The sequence below is a fragment of the Sphingomonas gellani genome (assembly GCF_900110035.1).
Lineage (GTDB): Bacteria > Pseudomonadota > Alphaproteobacteria > Sphingomonadales > Sphingomonadaceae > Sphingomonas > Sphingomonas gellani.
On sequence record NZ_FOCF01000003.1, the window covers coordinates 262,471 to 278,306 of the forward strand.

Genomic DNA, 15,836 nt, shown 5'->3' on the forward strand with positions numbered 1-15,836 from the left:
TTCGGGCGCGGCGGCGGGCTAGGCGCGCGGGATGCCGCCCGCCGCCAGACCCGACATGCTGCGCCTGAAGGCCGACATGCTGCCGCTGTTCGAAACGGTGGTGATGACCGCGCATGTCGCCGATCATGGCGCGATCGACGCGCAACTGGCAGCAGCCATCCGTGATCGAATGGCGGCGGACGAGGGGCTGAATCGCTCCAACATCGGCGGCTGGCATTCGCGCACCGACATGCTGGAATGGGGCGGCGCGCCGGCGGAGCGGGTGGCGGACGCCGCCATACGCGCCGCCCGCCGCCTGTCGCATTTCGAGGATCGCGATCCGGCCAGCATCGACTGGTCGGTGCGCATGTGGGCCAATGTCTCGCCACCCGGCGCGCTCAACATGAGCCACGCGCATCCCGGGGTGCTGTGGGCGGCGGTCTATTATGTCGATCGCGGTGCGGATCCGGGCGAGGATGCCGGCGGCGAGCTTTACCTTGAGGACCCACGCTTTCCCATGCCCCTGATGACCTTTCCCGGTTTCCGCGCGATCGGCGCCGATGGCCGGCCGCAATCCCATGAGCGGACGGTGACGACCGGCGCGGGCGATCTGGTGCTGTTTCCCGGCTATCTGCGCCACGGCGTGCGGCCGCATCGGGGCTTACGGGACCGCATCTCCATCGCGATGAACCTGTACGCGCGGGAGAAGGCGGCATGACCGCGCTGCTGCCCGAGGGGTTCCGCGACGCCCTGCCTCCCTTTGCCGATTCGGAGGCGGCGGCGGAGGCGGCGGTGCTGCGCGTCGCGGCCAGCTATGGCTATGAGCGCGCCGCGCCCCCGCTGGCCGAGTTCGCCGAGGGGCTCGCATCGCGGTTGAAGGCGGGTGGCCTGACCGATGCGGTGCGCTTCGTCGATCCGATCAGCCAGCAGACGCTGGCGATCCGCCCCGACCTGACCGCACAGATCGCCCGCATCGCCGCGACACGCATGGGCCACCATCCGCGCCCGGTGCGGCTCAGCTATGCCGGCGAAGTGCTGAAGCTGCGCGGCGGGCAACTCGCCCCGGCGCGGCAGCGGCGACAGATCGGCGCGGAGCTGATCGGGCTCGACTCGGTCGTCGCGGCGCAGGAGATCGTCGGCATCGCGGTGGAGGCGCTGTCTGCCGCCGGTGCCGGCGGGGTGTCGATCGATTTCACGCTGCCCGATCTGGTCGAGGTGCTGGCCGGCGGACCGCTCCCTGTGGCGGCGGACAGGGTGGCGATGCTGCGCGACCGGCTGGACGCGAAGGATGCCGGTGCGGTGGCCGCGATCGCGCCGGACTATCTGCCGTTGATCGAGGCGGCGGGGCCGTTCGCGACCGCGATGCAGCGGCTGCGTGCGTTGGACGTGGCGGGTGCGCTGGCCAGCCGGCTCGACGGGTTGGAGACGATCGCCGCGGGGATCGGCGGCGACGTCACGCTGACGCTGGACCCGACCGAGCGGCACGGGTTCGAGTTCCAGTCCTGGTTGGGCTTCTCGCTGTTCGTGTCGGGCGCCCAGCGCGAGGTGGGGCGTGGCGGCACCTATACCGTGGTGCGCGACGATGGGAGCGAGGAAGCGGCAACCGGCTTTTCGCTTTATGCCGACGCGCTGGTCGCGGGCGCGCCGCGACCCGAACGGCGGCGCCTGTTCCTGCCGTTCGGCACGCCGCCGGGCGATGGCGCCGCGTTGCGTGCGCAGGGTTGGGTGACGGTGGCGGCGCTGGATGCGGACGATACGCCGGGCGCGCAACTCGCGACCCATATCTGGCAGGGCGGGGGCGTCCAGCCGGTCTGACCGGGGGCTAGTTCGGCGTCAGCTCGATCAGCTTGCCGCCACTGCCATCCTGCAGCACCCAGATCGATCCGTCGGGCCCTTCCTCCACCTCGCGAATGCGGGCGCCGAGGGATAGGCGCGCGGCCTCCCGCGCGGTGTTGCCGTCGACATGGACGCGGACCAGCCCCTGCGCGACTAGGCCGGCCAGGACGAAATCGCCGGTCCAACCGATGAAGGGGGTGCCGCGATACTGGATCATCCCGCCCGGCGCGATCACCGGCGTCCAGCTGGTCAAGGGCGGGGTGTAGCGCGTGTCCGTCGCATGGCGCGGGATCGGGGTGCCGTCGTAATTGTCGCCCTCCGACACACGAGGCCAGCCATAATTGCGGCCCGGTTCGATCAGGTTGAACTCGTCCCCACCGGCCGGCCCCATCTCGCTTTCGAACAGGCGCCCGTCGCTGGCGAACACCAGGCCATAGGGGTTGCGGTGGCCCAGCGACCAGATTTCCGGCCGTGCGCCCGCCGTCGTGACGAAGGGATTGTCCGCCGGGACGGACCCGTCGACCGCGATGCGGATGATCTTGCCCAGCGTACCCGACATGTCCTGGGCAGGCGTGCCCTGCTGCTGTTCGCCGCTGGAGATGAACAGGAAGCGCTTGTCGGGGGAAAAGGCCAGGCGCGCGCCCAATTGTCCGCCGGTGGTGGCGGGCGTCGCGCGCCAGATCACAGCCAGCCCGTCCAGTCGCGGCGTCCCCGTCGTCACCAACGTCGCGCGCGCGACCGCCAGCCGCTGTCCACCGGTCGCGGGTTCGGCATAGCTCAGCCAGATACGGCCGTTAGTGGCGAACTCCGGGTCGAGCACGACGTCCTGGAACCCCAGCTGTCCCGAATAGGTGACGGTCGGGACGCCCGTGACCTCCGTCTTGGTCCCGGTCTGCGTGACCAGCTGGAGATGACCCGACTTCTCGGTCACCAGCATCCGCCCGTCGGGCAGGAAGGTCATGGCCCATGGATTGTCGAACGTCGCAACGCTGCGCTGGCTGACCGAAGCGGTCGGTGTCGGTGCCGGTGAGGGGGCGGGCGTCGGTGTCGGGGTGGGCGCAGGGGTCGGGGTCGGGGTGCCACCGGGCAAGCCCGCGACCGGGGCATCGCTGTTCTCTCCGTCCGCTCCGCAGGCGGCGAGCATCGCCAGTGCGACAAGCGAGGTGCCAAAGATCCATGGGCGCATGTTGCGGTCCCTTCGCGCATAGACTCTGGGGTACCTACGCGTCGCCCGCGCCCTCGTTCCGCGCGCGGCCATCCCGGGCAGGTCCGCCGCCTGGCAAATAAGGCGTGGACCCTGCCGCCCACCTTCCCTAATCGCGGGCCGAACAACGAGGAACGGTGTGTGGCCAACGTAGCAGTCATCGGCGCGCAGTGGGGCGACGAGGGCAAGGGCAAGATCGTCGACTGGCTCGCCAGCCGGGCCGACATGGTGGTGCGCTTTCAGGGCGGCCACAATGCCGGGCACACGCTGGTCGTGGACGGGACGACGTACAAGCTGTCGCTGCTGCCGTCGGGGATCGTGCGCGGAACGCCTTCGGTGATCGGCAACGGCGTGGTGCTGGACCCATGGGCGCTCCGCGATGAAGTGGCGCGGTTGGCGGAACAGGGCGTCGTTGCGACGCCCGACACGCTGCGGATCGCGGACACGTGTGCACTGATCCTGCCGTTCCACCGCGATCTGGACGGACTGCGAGAGGATGCGAGCGCGTCGGGCAAGATCGGCACCACCCGGCGTGGCATCGGCCCCGCTTATGAGGACAAGGTCGGGCGACGCGCGATCCGGGTCTGCGATCTGGCGCATCTCGACGCGCTGGGGCCGCAGCTGGACCGGCTGACCGCACATCACGACGCGCTGCGTGCCGGTTTCGGAGAAGCACCGATCGACCGCGACGCGCTGGTCGCGGAATTGAAGGCGATCGCCAATTTCGTGCTGCCCTTCGCACGTCCGGTGTGGCGCGACCTGAACGAGGCACGTGGGGCCGGCCGGCGCATCCTGTTCGAGGGCGCGCAGGGCGTGCTGCTCGATATCGATCACGGCACCTACCCCTTCGTCACCTCCTCCAACACGATCGCGGGCGCGGCGGCGGGCGGCTCCGGCCTGGGGCCGAGTGCGGTCGGCTTCGTGCTCGGCATCGCTAAGGCCTATACGACGCGCGTCGGGTCCGGGCCCTTTCCGACCGAATTGCACGACGAGACGGGCGAGCGGCTAGGCGTGCGCGGCCATGAGTTCGGCACGGTCACGGGGCGCAAGCGCCGCTGTGGCTGGTTCGACGCGGTGCTGGTGCGCCAGTCGGCGGCCGTCAGCGGTATTACCGGCATCGCCCTGACCAAGCTGGACGTGCTGGACGGCTTCGACGAGGTGCGCATCTGCACCGGGTATCGGCTGGGCGACGAGGTGCTGGATTACTTCCCATCGCACGCCGCGGATCAGGCACGCGTGGAGCCGATCTATGAGTCGATGGAGGGCTGGCAGGACACCACGGCTGGTGCGCGCAGCTGGGCCGAGCTGCCGGCGCAGGCGATCAAGTATATCCGCCGTGTCGAGGAGCTGATCCGTTGTCCGGTGGCGCTGGTGTCGACCAGCCCGGAGCGGGCGGACACCATCCTGGTGCGGGACCCGTTCGCCGATTGATATCGGCTGTCAGCGGTGCGGTCGGTGGGCTCAAGGCTCGGCACTGCGAGTAGGCGGTGGCGTGCCGTCGGCGGCTGCGCTTGAGTTAGCTGCGCGCGGACGTTCGACACGCTGGCCATGATCCGTTGTTAGAGGCTACGCGCTACGCTTAATTACGGAGGGCTGACAAAGCTGTCTGTCGCTCTCGCTGATCCGAAGGTAACTTCGATTAACCTAGAGAATCACTGCTCCGACGCTGACAGCAATTCAGCGGCAAACCCTCTCGTCTTGGAGAACGAAGAAAGGACGCGCCGAAGCGCGCCCTTCGCATCGTTTTAGCGGGGAGACGTGGTTCCGCCGGTGGTGGTCGAACCCGTCGTCCCGGTACCCATCGTTCCGGTGGTACCCGAACCCATGGTCCCAGACCCCGTCGTCCCCATGGTTCCAGTGCCCATGGTCCCGGTCGTGCCCATCGTGCCGGTCGTCGTGCCCGCCGTACCGCTACCCATCGTACCTGTCGTGGTGGTGGTGGACGAGTCGACGCCGGTGGTGGTGGACCCATTGGTCGTCGGGCCGGTCATCGTGGAGCCGGACGTCGTGGCGCTGCCGCGGTGGGTGCCGGTGGTGGTGCCACGGCGGCTGGACGACCGGGTCGCGGTGGTCGTGCTGGTCTGCGGGGCAGTCGACATCCCGGTGCCGGTGGTGCCCGACGTTCCGGTGGTGGCGCCCATCGTCCCGGTCGTGCCACCAGCGGTGGTCTGCGCCATTGCGGCGGCCGGCAGGAGCAGCGCGCCCGCTGCGATCATGGCAATGCTACGCATGTGAGTTCTCCCAATATTTCGTGGGAGCTCAACAAGACAGCGTGGTTTACGTTCCCTTTACTGACCCATGTTGGCGTCAGCGCCGCACTGCGCGCGGTGAAGCAGAGCCTGATCCGCCAGCACCAGCGCCACCATCGCCTCCACCACCGGCACGCCGCGGATGCCGACGCACGGGTCGTGTCGTCCGCGCGTGGCGATGTCGGTGGCCTCGCCCTCGCGGGTGACGGTCGGGACAGGTGTCAGGATCGAAGAGGTCGGCTTGAACGCGGCGCGCAGGCGGATCGGCTGTCCGGTCGCGATGCCTCCGGCGATGCCGCCGGCGTGATTGGCGAGGAAGCGGGGGCCGTCCTGCCCGGGGCGCATCGGATCGGCATTGTCCTCACCGCTCAGCGCAGCGGCCGCGAAGCCGTCGCCGATTTCAACCCCCTTTACCGCGTTGATCGACATCACACCCGCGGCGAGTTCCGCGTCCAGCTTGGCATAAAGCGGCGCGCCCCAGCCGGCGGGCACGCCCGTCGCCTCGCACGCCACCACGGCGCCAAGGGACGATCCGGCCTTGCGGGCGGTGTCGACCAGTTCCTCCCACCGCAAGGCGGCGACCGGATCGGGGCAGAAAAAGGGGTTCGAATCGATCGTTGCGTCGTCGAACGCGGTCGGGTCGATCGCATCGCCACCGATCGCCTCCACCCAGGCGCGAATACGGACGCCCGGCACCACTAGTCGCGCGACCGCGCCGGCCGCCACGCGGCTGGCGGTTTCGCGCGCCGAGGAGCGCCCGCCGCCGCGATAGTCGCGAAAGCCGTATTTGGCGTCGTACGCATAATCGGCATGACCGGGGCGGTACGCCTTTGCGACCTCGCCATAATCCTTGGAACGCTGGTCGACATTCTCGATCATCAGGCTGATCGGCGTACCGGTGGTGCGTCCCTCGAACACGCCGGACAGGATGCGCACCTGATCGGGTTCGCGGCGTTGCGTGGTGAAGCGGCTGGTGCCCGGGCGACGCTTGTCCAGCCACGGCTGGATATCCTGCTCGGACAAGGCGATCCCTGGCGGGCACCCGTCGACCAGCGCGCCGATCGCGGGGCCGTGGCTTTCGCCCCAGGTCGAAAAGCGGAAGATGCGGCCGAAGCTGTTCCAACTCATGCCGCAGCGATAGCCCGCCCGGTGCGGCCCGCAACCCCGTTCAGTCGCGTGGGGGCGGAAGATCGTCTTTGCGGGGGTCGACACCTGCCGGCCGGCTCGCATCGCGCAGCGTGCTGACATTTCGTCCCTGACGGGAACCGCGCAGGATCGCCTGGCGCAGCGGGTCGGACAGGATGACGCCCAGGATCGCGCCGATCGTCGCCCCCGGCAACCCCTGCGCGGCGACGATGCCCCAGCGCGCCGCCGCCGACCCGCCCACCCACAATAGGGCGATCACCAGCGCCATCGCCGCGGCATCCGCGAGGGCATGCGCCTGCGCGGTTGGGGCAATCAGGCGGCGCTCGTATCGGCTGCGCTGCCATGCCCAGTACCCGATCACGGCGGCGAAACAGGCGAAATAGGTTAGCACGGCCGGCGCGTCAGGCCAACGCGATATCCGGCGCGTCCTCCGCCTTCATGCCGATCACGTTGTAGCCGGCATCGACGTGGTGCACCTCGCCCGTCACGCCGGATGCCAGGTCGGACAGCAGGTACAGACCCGCGCCGCCCACATCCTCGATCGTGACGTTGCGGCGCAGCGGTGCGTTCAGCTCGTTCCACTTCATGATGTAGCGGAAATCGCCGATACCGGATGCGGCCAGCGTCTTGATCGGGCCGGCGGACACAGCGTTGACGCGAATGTTCTCGGGACCCAGGTCCATCGCGAGATACTTGACGCTCGCCTCCAGCGCCGCCTTCGCCACGCCCATGACGTTGTAATGCGGAACGACCTTTTCAGCGCCGTAATAGGTCAGCGTCAGCAGCGACCCGCCGTCCGGCATCAAGCGCCGCGCCCGCTTCGCCACCGCCACGAAGCTGTAGGCGGAGATGTTCATGGTCAGCAGGAAATTGTCGAGGCTGGTGTCGACATATTTGCCGCGCAGCTCGTTCTTGTCGGAAAAGCCGATCGCGTGGACGACGAAGTCGATGCGCGGCCACTCCGCCTCCAGCGCGTCGAAGGCCGCGTCCAGGCCCTCCATGTCGGAGACGTCGCAGTCGATCACGATGCTGCTGCCCAGCTGTTCGGCCAGCGGGCGCACCCGCTTTTCCATCGCCGCACCCTGATAGGTGAAGGCGAGATCGGCCCCCGCCTCCCTCAACTTCTGCGCGATACCCCAGGCGAGCGACTTGTCATTGGCCAGACCCATGATGAGCCCGCGCTTTCCCGCCATCAGTCCAGTCACGCCGCAATCGCCTCTTTATTCTCGGTCTTGTCCTGATGCTTTAGCCCGAGCTGATCCGGTTCCGCCAGTGCCGCGTTCAGGTGCGCGCCGAACACGAAGCCCAGTCCGATGATGTAGAAGAACAGCAGCATCACCACCACGCCCGCCAGACCGCCATAGGTCAGGTCGTAGCCACCCAGATTGGCCAGCACGACGGGTAGCAGCGCGGTGATCCCGACCCACCAGGCGGCCGTGAACAACGCACCCGGCCATTTGCGGCTCTCCGAATACCTATATTTGGACGGAGTCACCGAATAGAACAACACATACAGCGCGCCGAACATGACCAGTCCGGGGATCAGGCGCGACAGGCCGATCCAGCCTGCCGCATCCTTCGCAAAGGGCAGTAGTCGGTACACGAACTGTTCCGCCGCCGTCAGCAGGCCCTGCACCAGGAACGACAGCAGCACGATGATCACCGACCCGATGATCGCCAGCGTCAGGCGGAACCGCGCCTTGAAGAACGACATGCTCGACTTCGTGCCATAGGCGCGGCGGAAGATGTCGCGGATCGTGTCCACGAAGCTGCCCACGGTCCACAACCCGACCAGCCCGCCCAGCCACAACAGCGACCCCGTCCGCGCCGCGAGCACGTCCGCGATCGGTTTGCGCAACAGGTCCGCGACATCCGGCGGCAGGACGTGGAGGAAAGACACGACCGTGCGCTGCGTTTCCGCGCTTTGTCCCAGCAGCGACAGGATCGCCGCCGCCACGATGAAGAACGGAAACAGCGTCATCAACGCCAAATAGGCGAGGTTCCCGGCATGGATGAAGCCGTCGTTGTACACGCCCAGCGCCGCCCGTTTCGTGACCTCGAACGCGGCGCTGCCGGGTCGGACCTTCGCGAATTCCTTGGTCAGGCGCTGTCGCGCGCGGCCATGCTGATGTGCCCGCGCTTCGGGCGTCAGTTCCATCGGGTGGTTGGTCGCGGCGTCCATAACCGCGTCAGACGCCCATCGCGGCCCGGGGGTTCCCCGCAGCGCCGGACCAGCTCTCCACAAAGGTGGCAAGCGCGGCATCGTCGGCGGGCACGTCCACCATCAGCGTGACGAGCTGGTCGCCGCGACCGCCGCCCTTTTTGTGGAACCCCTTGCCCTTCAGGCGCAGGGTGCGGCCGGACGTCGTGTTCTTCGGAATGGTCAGATTCACCGGCCGCTCCACGGTCGGCGCACGCACCGTCCCGCCCAACACCGCCTCCGCCAGGGTGATCGGCAGGTCGACGCGAATATCGTCGCCCTCGCGCGTGAAGAAGCGGTGCGACTGGACCTCGATCGTCACGATCGCGTCGCCGGCCCCGCCGCCGCCCTGTTCGCCCTTCCCGGACAGGCGCATCTGCGTGCCCGTCTCGACACCCGCCGGCAGCTTCAGCTCGATCGACTTGCCATCGCCCAGCGTCACGCGCTGCGGCGACAGCGTCGCGGCGTCGGTGAAGGGCACCTGCAGCCGGTAAGCGATGTTGGCGCCCTTTTGCGGAGCCTGCCGCCCAAAGCCGCCGGTGAAGCCGCCGCCGCGTCCGCCGCCACCGCCGAACAGCCCCTCGAAGATGTCGGACATGTCGCCGTCGCCACCGGCGCCGAACTCATACCCCTGGCTGCGGAACCCGCCCCCGCCGGGACGCGCGCCGCCCGCCCCACCGGTGCGGCCGCCAAAGCCGAACGGCATCGCCGGATTGCCCTCCGCGTCGATCTCGCCCCGGTCGAACCGTGCCCGCTTGTCCTTGTCGGACAGCAGGTCATAGGCGCCCGTGGCCTGGCTGAAACGCTCGGCGGCCTTGGGATTGTCCTTGTTGCGGTCGGGATGCAGCTCCTTGGCGAGCTTGCGGTACGCCTTCTTGATATCGGCCTCGCTCGCGTCGCGCGCGACGCCGAGTGTCTGGTACGGATCGGCCATGTGTTCCCCGTATAGGTGTGTTACCCGGCTATGTGGGGCAGAGCGGGGCGGAGCGCAATTCGTGCCGTTGCGTTAATGACGCAAAGGAGCAAGGCGCATGACGGACAAGGTTCCAACCCCGGTGGCGGGCGGTGACAAGAACAAGGGCGCGCCGGACGGCGTGAACAGCGATCCCGGCGCCCCCCAGGGTGCGGCGGCGAGCGGCGGCGGCGAGAGCGACGGCGGCGAGAGCGACGGCGGCGCCTATCCCAACCCGCACACCGGCAAGAAGGGCGGCGAACAGGGTGGTTTCATGGGTCATGGCGGTCAGACGGAGATCGCCTATTCCGGCACCGGACAGGGCGGGCACGACGATGACGAGGATGTCGGCAACAGCAACGCCGTGACGAAGTAAGGGCGGCGTGGCTGGGAAGGGGCGGGTCGCGCTCCTTTCCAGCCCGCGTCCAATCCGGTTTGGGACGCGCCAGGCCGGCCGTCAGAGGTCGGGCAGAACCTGATCGGCGACACCCCAGCCATGCAGTCCCCGGCCGGTCGCGCGTTCGATCAACTTGGCGGCATCCCGTACGCAAAAGGGGTGCGCGTCCCGCATGTCGCGCAACTCGGCCCACGATACCGGCACGGCCACCGGCGCGCCTGCGCGGGCGCGGGCGGAATAGGGCATGATCGCTGTCGAGCCGCGCCCGTTGCGCAGATAATCGACGAAGATGCGCCCCTTGCGCTTCGCCTTCGCCATGTTCGCGACGAAGCGGGCCGGATCGGCCTGTTCCAGCGCGCGGGCGAAGCGTTCGGCGAAGTCGCGGACCGCCGGCCACTCCGCCTCCGGGGTCAGCGGCACCACCACGTGGACGCCTTTGCCGCCGGACAGGAGCGGGAAGGACACCAGCCCCAGATCGCCGAGCAGACCTTGCAGATGCTCCGCCGCGCCGCGAGTGTCGGCAAAGTCCAGGTCCTCGTCCGGGTCCAGATCGAACACCAGACGATCCGGCTTTTCCAGTTGGGCGACTGTCGAGCCCCAGCCGTGCACCTCGATGCTGCCCATCTGGACACAGGCGACAAGCCCGTCGGCATCCGACACGTAGAGGTAGTTCTCGGTTGCCCCGTCCTTTTCGAGCACCGGGACCTGATGCACATGCTCGCCGAAGCTTCCGGCATCGTGTTTCTGGAAAAAGCACTTCTTGCCGCGCCCCTGCGGACAGCGCACCAGGCTGATCGGCCGTTCCGCGACCCAGGGCAGCATCAACGGCGCCACCGCCGCGTAATAGTCGGCCAGTTCCCCCTTTGTGACGGTGGATTCCGGGAAGATCTCCCGGTCGCGGTTCGACACCTTTACATGGATCGCAGGCGCATCCGCCACGACCTGTTCGGCGCGTTCGGCAACGACGCTGTTCGCCGGCTTGTCCTCGCGCAGGCCGATGAAGCTGGAGTGGCGCAGCACGCCATCCGGTGTCACCTCCGCAAAGGCAACCTCCGCCACCAGGTCCGGGGCGATCCAGCGCGCCCCCCGCACCGCCGCTTTCGGCGCCTCCACCGTCGGCTTGGTTCGCGCGAGTGCGTCCATCCGGTCGCGCAGGGCATCCATCATCGCGGCGTCGAACCCCGTGCCGACCTTTCCGGCATAGCGTAGCGCGCCGTCCTCGTTCACGCCGAGCAGCAGCGATCGGAAGCCACGCTTCTTGTCGGAGGGCAGCCAGCCGACGATCACGAATTCCTGCCGTTGGATGCACTTGGTCTTCAACCATGCGCGGCTGCGATCCCCTTTGTAGGGAGCATCGGCCAGCTTGGACACGACGCCCTCCAGCCCTTCGGCGCACATCGCGTCGAACAGCTGCTCGCCCGATCCCAGCACATGCTCCGCGAACTGGATGACGGGGTCGGCATCCGCGAGCAACGGGCGAAGCCGCTCCTTGCGCGCCACATTGGGAAGGGCGGTCAGCTCTTCGCCGTCCAGCTCCAGCAGGTCGAATGCGAACAGGGTCATGGCGCCACCCGATCCGATCGCGTCCTTCAGGGTCGAGAAGTCGGGACGCCCGTCCTTGAAGGCGACGATCTCCCCATCGATCAGGGCGGACCCGACCGGCAGCGCGGCGGCCGCGTCCGCGATGGTCGCGAACTTGTCGGTCCAGTCCAGCCCGCTGCGGGTGAACACCCGCGCCTGGCGTCCCTTGCCGGTGCCACCGACCGCGATCAGCGCGCGATAGCCGTCATATTTGACCTCGTGCAGCCATTGGCTGCCGGACGGCACCGCATCGACCAGGGTACATAGCTGCGGCGGGCGAAACGCGGGGGCCGGCGCTGCCTTGCCGCGCCGGGGGGCGCCAGTCTTCGCTTTCGGCTTGGTCGAAGGTTGCTCCGGGATCGGCGCGCCGTCGGCGATCTCCTGCATCGTCCGGCCTGTCGATACGCTGGTCAGCGCTTCCTCGGTCAGCAGGTCGGTCGCACCGGCCTCTGCATCGTCGATCTTGCGCAGCAGCCAGTTCTCGTTCTTTTCCTTGCCGCGCGGTTTCAGGCGGATCAGCAGCCACTCCCCCTTCATCCGCTCGCCGTCGAGCGTGAAGTGCAGGTGCCCCTTTTCGATGTCCTTGGCGCTCTTGCCGGGGACGGGTGCCCAGCTGCCGCGATCCCACAGCATTACCGTGCCGCCGCCATATTGGCCCTTGGGGATCGTCCCCTCGAACGTCGCGTAGGACAGCGGATGGTCCTCCGTGCGCACCGCCAACCGTTTTTCGTCGGGGTCCAGGCTCGGGCCGCGCGTCACCGCCCAGCTTTTCAGCACGCCATCGACCTCCAGCCGGAAATCCCAGTGCAGCCGCGTCGCGTCATGCTTCTGCACCATGAAGCTGTGGCCGTTGCCAGGCGCGAAGTCGCCGCGCGGTTCGGCTGTCTTCGCGAAATCGCGCTTGGCGTTGTAGCGGGCGAGGGGATCGGTGTCCGCCACCGGTCAGGCCCGCTTGCGCGCCGCCGGCTTCTTCTCCGCCGCCGGTTTGGTGGCCGTCTTCTTGGCCGGGGCCTTGGCGGGTTTCGCCGCCGGCTTGGCATCCGGCTTTTCCATCGATTTCTTCAGCGCGGCCATCAGGTCGACGACGTTGCTGCCGCGTGACGGCGTGCCTGTGTCCTTGTCCTCGATGATCGTCTTGCCCTTGGCCTTGCGCTTGCGCTCGATCAGGTCCTTCAACGCATCGACATAGCGGTCGTGGAATTCCTGCGGGGAGAAGGGCGCCGATTTCTTCTGGATCAGCGCCTCGGCCAGATCGAGCAGGTCGGCATCCGGCTTGTCGTCCGGGATCTCGCGGAAATAGCCCTGCGCCTTGTGCACTTCGTCCGCGTAGCGCAGCGTTTCCAGCACCATGCCGCGTCCGCAGGGTTTCAGGCTGACGACATATTCGCGTCCGCGCATCGCCAGCTGGCCCAACCCGACCTTGCCGGTGCGTTTCAGCGCCTCGCGCAGCACGATGAACGCTTCTTCGGCCAGGTCGTCGGCAGGCACCACGAAGTACGGCTTCTCGTAATACAGCACGTCGATGTCGGACGCGTCGACGAACTGGGTCAGCTCCAGCGTCTTCTTGGACTCCAGCTTGACCGCGTCGATCTCCTCCTGTTCCAGCAGGACGTACTCGCCCTTGGAGACCTCATAGCCCTTCATGATCTCGTCGGTGTCGATCGGGCCGACGCCGGTGACGATCTTTTCGTAATGGATCGGCTGGCCGGTCGGTTCGTGGATCTGCTTGAAGCTGACCTGCGCGCCGGATTTGGTGGCGGAATAGATTTCAACGGGGATCGATACCAGCGCGAGCCGGATCTGACCCTGCCAATAGGCTCTGGCGGCCATGCGTTCATCCTTCGCGCATGCGTTTCGGAGGCGACTCAATCCATGGGCGCGGGACTCGTTCCGATTCCGCTTTGTTCCGGTCGCGGGGTTTTGGAATCGGGCGCGGCTGGAGTATGGGGCCTGCGATGGCAACCGATCCCTTTTCCCTGTTCGACGCGTGGTTCGTGGATGCCGAGGCGTCGGAGCCGAACGATCCGAATGCGATGACCGTTGCGACCAGCGACGCCGCCGGTCAGCCGTCCGCGCGCATGGTCCTGTTGAAGGGGCATGGACCAGACGGGTTCGTGTTCTACACCAACCGCGAAAGCCAGAAGGCGGACGATCTGGCGGCGAATGGCCGCGCCGCGCTGCTGTTCCACTGGAAATCGCTGCGTCGCCAGATTCGGATCGAGGGCATGGTGGAGCATGTCACGGATGCGGAGTCCGACGCGTACTTCGCGACGCGCGGACGCGACTCGCAACTGGGCGCATGGGCGTCCGACCAGTCGCGCCCCCTGGACAGCCGCGACACGTTCGAGAGCCGCTTTGCCGAGGTAGAGGCGCGCTTCGCCGGGGGCGACGTGCCGCGCCCACCGCATTGGGGCGGCTATCGCGTCGTGCCGGCGCGCATCGAGTTCTGGCAGGACCGCGCGCATCGCCTGCACGAACGGCGCCTGTTCACCCGGGCGGAGGGCGGCTGGACCGAGGGGCTGCTGTTCCCATGACGCGCGAGGAACGTCGCCGCGTCATCCCGGTCGCGGTGCGGGCAGCGCTGGCCAGCGTCGCGACCGCGCTGTTCCTGCTGGCGCTGAAGGGGTTCGCCGCGTGGCACACCGGGTCGGTGGCGATGCTGGGGTCGCTGGCGGACACGGGGCTGGACCTGCTGGCCAGCCTGGTCACGCTGTACGGGGTGAAGCTGGCGGCGGAGCCGGCGGATCACGATCACCGTTTCGGCCATGGCAAGGCGGAGGCGTTGGCCGCGCTGTTTCAGGTGGCGCTGATCACCGCGTCGGCGGGCGGCATCGCGTGGCGCGCCATCGTCGCGTTCGGCGACATGGCGCCGACGCACGACGCGGGGTTCGGCATCGGCGTGTCGGTGATCGCGATCCTGGCGACGATGGTGTTGCTCGCCTATCAGCGCGCCGCCATCCGCCGCACGGGCTCGGTCGCGATCATGGCGGACAACGTCCATTACCAGTCGGACGTGCTGCTGAACGGATCGGTCATTCTGGCGCTGGTGCTGGACCAGTATCTGGGCATGCCGAAGGCGGACCCGATCTTCGGCATCGCCATCGCGCTGTGGCTGGCCTGGGGGGCGTTCAAGGCATCGTCCAACGCCATCGACCAGCTGATGGACAAGGAATGGCCGCAGGATCAGCGCGACCGTTTCCTGGACGTGGCGGCGCGCCAGCCCGGCCTGCGCGGCATCCACGATTTCCGCACCCGCCGGTCGGGCAGCCACGATTTCGCGCAGTTCCACATGGAGGTGGACCGCAACCTGACCGTCGCGCGCGCGCATGATCTGGTGGAGGCGGTGGAGCTGAACCTGAAACGCGCCTTTCCGACGGTGGAGGTGTTGATCCACCTCGATCCGGAGGGGCATGAGGACACCGACAACCCGCTGGTCGAAGCGGACGTGACACCCCATTGGTTCGGAAAGCGGGTATGAGGATTCCCTTCGCGCAGATCGACGCCTTCGCGACGGAGGCGTTCGCCGGCAACCCGGCGGCGGTGCTGCCGCTCAGCCAATGGCCGGACGACGCTGTGCTGCAAAGCATCGCGGCGGAGAACAATCTGTCCGAAACCGCCTTCCTCGTGCCGGCGAGTGACGAGGGCGTCGATTACGACCTGCGCTGGTTCACCCCCACGGCGGAGGTGGCGCTGTGCGGCCATGCGACGCTGGCCAGCGGGCATTTCGTGCTGTCCTCCGGAGTGGCGCAGGACCGCGTGCGCTTCCGCACCCGGCGATCCGGCATGCTGGAGGTCGCGCGGCAGGACGCGGGCTATGCGATGAGCCTGCCTGCGTGGAAGCCGTCGCCGCGCGACCTGCCTGGCGTGGTTGCCGCGTTGAAGGTGAGCGGCGTGGTCGACACGCTGTGGTACGAAACCGGCTATGCGCTGGTGATCGTCGACGACGAGGAGAGCGTTCGCCGCGCGGCGCCGGACATGGCGGCGCTGGCGCGGGAGGGCGACATCGTGGTCATCCTGGCGGCGGAGGGAAAGGCGACGGACATCGTCAGCCGGGTCTTCGTGCCCGCGTTCGGCATCGACGAGGACCCGGTGACCGGCTCCGCCCATGCGGTGATGGTGCCCTATTTCACCGAACGCCTCGGCCTTGACAGGCTGACCGGGTATCAGGCCAGCGCACGGGGCGGGCGGCTGGGCTGTTCGCTGGATGGCGATCGCGTTGTGCTGACCGGCGCCTGCGTCACGGTGATCGAGGGGACGTTCCTGTTGCCCTAAAGTGGTTGCGCCGGATGTCG

The 15,836-nt window shown here is 68.1% G+C and carries 16 protein-coding genes; 8 read left to right on the forward strand and 8 right to left on the reverse strand.

Annotation, left to right across the window (positions count from 1 at the left end):
• Positions 1–31: 31 nt before the first annotated feature.
• Together BMX37_RS08130 and BMX37_RS08135 are read left to right on the forward strand one after the other, a co-directional pair.
• Complete coding sequence (locus tag BMX37_RS08130) at positions 32–697, forward strand: TIGR02466 family protein (protein ID WP_093665230.1); 666 nt, start codon at positions 32–34, stop codon at positions 695–697.
• The gene (locus BMX37_RS08135; protein WP_093665231.1) at positions 694–1,794 is read left to right on the forward strand and encodes an ATP phosphoribosyltransferase regulatory subunit; all 1,101 of its coding nucleotides are present in this window, start codon (positions 694–696) and stop codon (positions 1,792–1,794) included. The genes BMX37_RS08130 and BMX37_RS08135 overlap by 4 nt, the downstream gene beginning before the upstream one ends.
• A gap of 7 nt (positions 1,795–1,801) precedes the next feature.
• Here BMX37_RS08135 and BMX37_RS08140 read toward each other — a convergent pair whose 3' ends face one another.
• Complete coding sequence (locus BMX37_RS08140) at positions 1,802–3,001, reverse strand: PQQ-dependent sugar dehydrogenase (RefSeq protein WP_244501455.1); 1,200 nt, start codon at positions 2,999–3,001, stop codon at positions 1,802–1,804.
• Between the two features lie 159 nt (positions 3,002–3,160).
• Here BMX37_RS08140 and BMX37_RS08145 point away from each other — a divergent pair, with 159 nt between their 5' ends.
• Both BMX37_RS08145 and BMX37_RS18775 read left to right on the forward strand, forming a co-directional pair.
• The gene (locus BMX37_RS08145) at positions 3,161–4,450 is read left to right on the forward strand and encodes an adenylosuccinate synthase (RefSeq protein ID WP_093665232.1); all 1,290 of its coding nucleotides are present in this window, start codon (positions 3,161–3,163) and stop codon (positions 4,448–4,450) included.
• Positions 4,451–4,882: 432 nt separating this feature from the next.
• On the forward strand, positions 4,883–5,254 hold the full coding sequence (locus BMX37_RS18775; protein ID WP_170841894.1) for a hypothetical protein: 372 nt from the start codon (positions 4,883–4,885) through the stop codon (positions 5,252–5,254).
• A 53-nt stretch (positions 5,255–5,307) separates the two neighbouring features.
• Here BMX37_RS18775 and aroC read toward each other — a convergent pair whose 3' ends face one another.
• Genes aroC through BMX37_RS08175 form a run of 5 tightly spaced genes read right to left on the reverse strand, consistent with a single transcriptional unit; the run spans position 5,308 to position 9,548 of the window.
• Complete coding sequence (gene aroC, locus BMX37_RS08155; RefSeq protein WP_093665234.1) at positions 5,308–6,396, reverse strand: chorismate synthase; 1,089 nt, start codon at positions 6,394–6,396, stop codon at positions 5,308–5,310.
• A gap of 40 nt (positions 6,397–6,436) precedes the next feature.
• Positions 6,437–6,805 carry a hypothetical protein gene (locus BMX37_RS08160; RefSeq protein WP_093665235.1) on the reverse strand — a complete coding sequence of 123 codons (369 nt, stop codon included), beginning with the start codon at positions 6,803–6,805 and terminating at the stop codon, positions 6,437–6,439.
• A 10-nt stretch (positions 6,806–6,815) separates the two neighbouring features.
• A complete protein-coding gene (fabI, locus tag BMX37_RS08165; protein ID WP_093665236.1) occupies positions 6,816–7,619 on the reverse strand; it encodes an enoyl-ACP reductase FabI in 804 nt (267 codons plus the stop codon).
• Entirely contained in the window at positions 7,616–8,596 is a 981-nt protein-coding gene (locus tag BMX37_RS08170) for a YihY/virulence factor BrkB family protein (RefSeq protein ID WP_093665237.1), read from the reverse strand. Before BMX37_RS08170 ends, fabI begins: the two co-directional genes overlap by 4 nt.
• A 7-nt stretch (positions 8,597–8,603) precedes the next feature.
• On the reverse strand, positions 8,604–9,548 hold the full coding sequence (locus BMX37_RS08175) for a DnaJ C-terminal domain-containing protein (protein ID WP_093665238.1): 945 nt from the start codon (positions 9,546–9,548) through the stop codon (positions 8,604–8,606).
• Positions 9,549–9,645: 97 nt separating this feature from the next.
• Here BMX37_RS08175 and BMX37_RS08180 point away from each other — a divergent pair, with 97 nt between their 5' ends.
• Positions 9,646–9,942 carry a hypothetical protein gene (locus tag BMX37_RS08180; RefSeq protein ID WP_093665239.1) on the forward strand — a complete coding sequence of 99 codons (297 nt, stop codon included), beginning with the start codon at positions 9,646–9,648 and terminating at the stop codon, positions 9,940–9,942.
• A gap of 81 nt (positions 9,943–10,023) precedes the next feature.
• On the opposite strand, the gene ligD is transcribed toward BMX37_RS08180, so the two are convergent.
• Together ligD and ku are read right to left on the reverse strand one after the other, a co-directional pair.
• Positions 10,024–12,483 carry a DNA ligase D gene (gene ligD / locus BMX37_RS08185; protein WP_093665240.1) on the reverse strand — a complete coding sequence of 820 codons (2,460 nt, stop codon included), beginning with the start codon at positions 12,481–12,483 and terminating at the stop codon, positions 10,024–10,026.
• A 3-nt stretch (positions 12,484–12,486) separates the two neighbouring features.
• Positions 12,487–13,374 (reverse strand): non-homologous end joining protein Ku, encoded by an 888-nt coding sequence (ku, locus tag BMX37_RS08190; RefSeq protein ID WP_093665241.1) that lies wholly within the window; start codon positions 13,372–13,374, stop codon positions 12,487–12,489.
• Between the two features lie 125 nt (positions 13,375–13,499).
• Here ku and pdxH point away from each other — a divergent pair, with 125 nt between their 5' ends.
• From pdxH to BMX37_RS08205, 3 genes are read left to right on the forward strand one after another with little or no spacing between them, the layout of a single operon-like run.
• A complete protein-coding gene (gene pdxH, locus BMX37_RS08195; RefSeq protein ID WP_093665242.1) occupies positions 13,500–14,078 on the forward strand; it encodes a pyridoxamine 5'-phosphate oxidase in 579 nt (192 codons plus the stop codon).
• Entirely contained in the window at positions 14,075–15,022 is a 948-nt protein-coding gene (locus BMX37_RS08200; protein ID WP_093665243.1) for a cation diffusion facilitator family transporter, read from the forward strand. The genes pdxH and BMX37_RS08200 overlap by 4 nt, the downstream gene beginning before the upstream one ends.
• Positions 15,019–15,816, forward strand: a complete 798-nt coding sequence (locus tag BMX37_RS08205) for a PhzF family phenazine biosynthesis protein (protein ID WP_093665244.1) — start codon at positions 15,019–15,021, stop codon at positions 15,814–15,816. Before BMX37_RS08200 ends, BMX37_RS08205 begins: the two co-directional genes overlap by 4 nt.
• Positions 15,817–15,836 lie beyond the last annotated feature (20 nt).

Coding starts and splice junctions, on each gene's coding strand:
- BMX37_RS08130 (WP_093665230.1), top strand. CDS start 32: ATGCCGCCCGCCGCCAGACCCGACATGCTGCGCCTGAAGGCCGACATG.
- BMX37_RS08135 (WP_093665231.1), top strand. CDS start 694: ATGACCGCGCTGCTGCCCGAGGGGTTCCGCGACGCCCTGCCTCCCTTT.
- BMX37_RS08140 (WP_244501455.1), bottom strand. CDS start 3,001: ATGCGCCCATGGATCTTTGGCACCTCGCTTGTCGCACTGGCGATGCTC.
- BMX37_RS18775 (WP_170841894.1), top strand. CDS start 4,883: ATGGTCCCGGTCGTGCCCATCGTGCCGGTCGTCGTGCCCGCCGTACCG.
- aroC (WP_093665234.1), bottom strand. CDS start 6,396: ATGAGTTGGAACAGCTTCGGCCGCATCTTCCGCTTTTCGACCTGGGGC.
- BMX37_RS08170 (WP_093665237.1), bottom strand. CDS start 8,596: ATGGACGCCGCGACCAACCACCCGATGGAACTGACGCCCGAAGCGCGG.
- BMX37_RS08175 (WP_093665238.1), bottom strand. CDS start 9,548: ATGGCCGATCCGTACCAGACACTCGGCGTCGCGCGCGACGCGAGCGAG.
- BMX37_RS08180 (WP_093665239.1), top strand. CDS start 9,646: ATGACGGACAAGGTTCCAACCCCGGTGGCGGGCGGTGACAAGAACAAG.
- ku (WP_093665241.1), bottom strand. CDS start 13,374: ATGGCCGCCAGAGCCTATTGGCAGGGTCAGATCCGGCTCGCGCTGGTA.
- pdxH (WP_093665242.1), top strand. CDS start 13,500: ATGGCAACCGATCCCTTTTCCCTGTTCGACGCGTGGTTCGTGGATGCC.
- BMX37_RS08200 (WP_093665243.1), top strand. CDS start 14,075: ATGACGCGCGAGGAACGTCGCCGCGTCATCCCGGTCGCGGTGCGGGCA.
- BMX37_RS08205 (WP_093665244.1), top strand. CDS start 15,019: ATGAGGATTCCCTTCGCGCAGATCGACGCCTTCGCGACGGAGGCGTTC.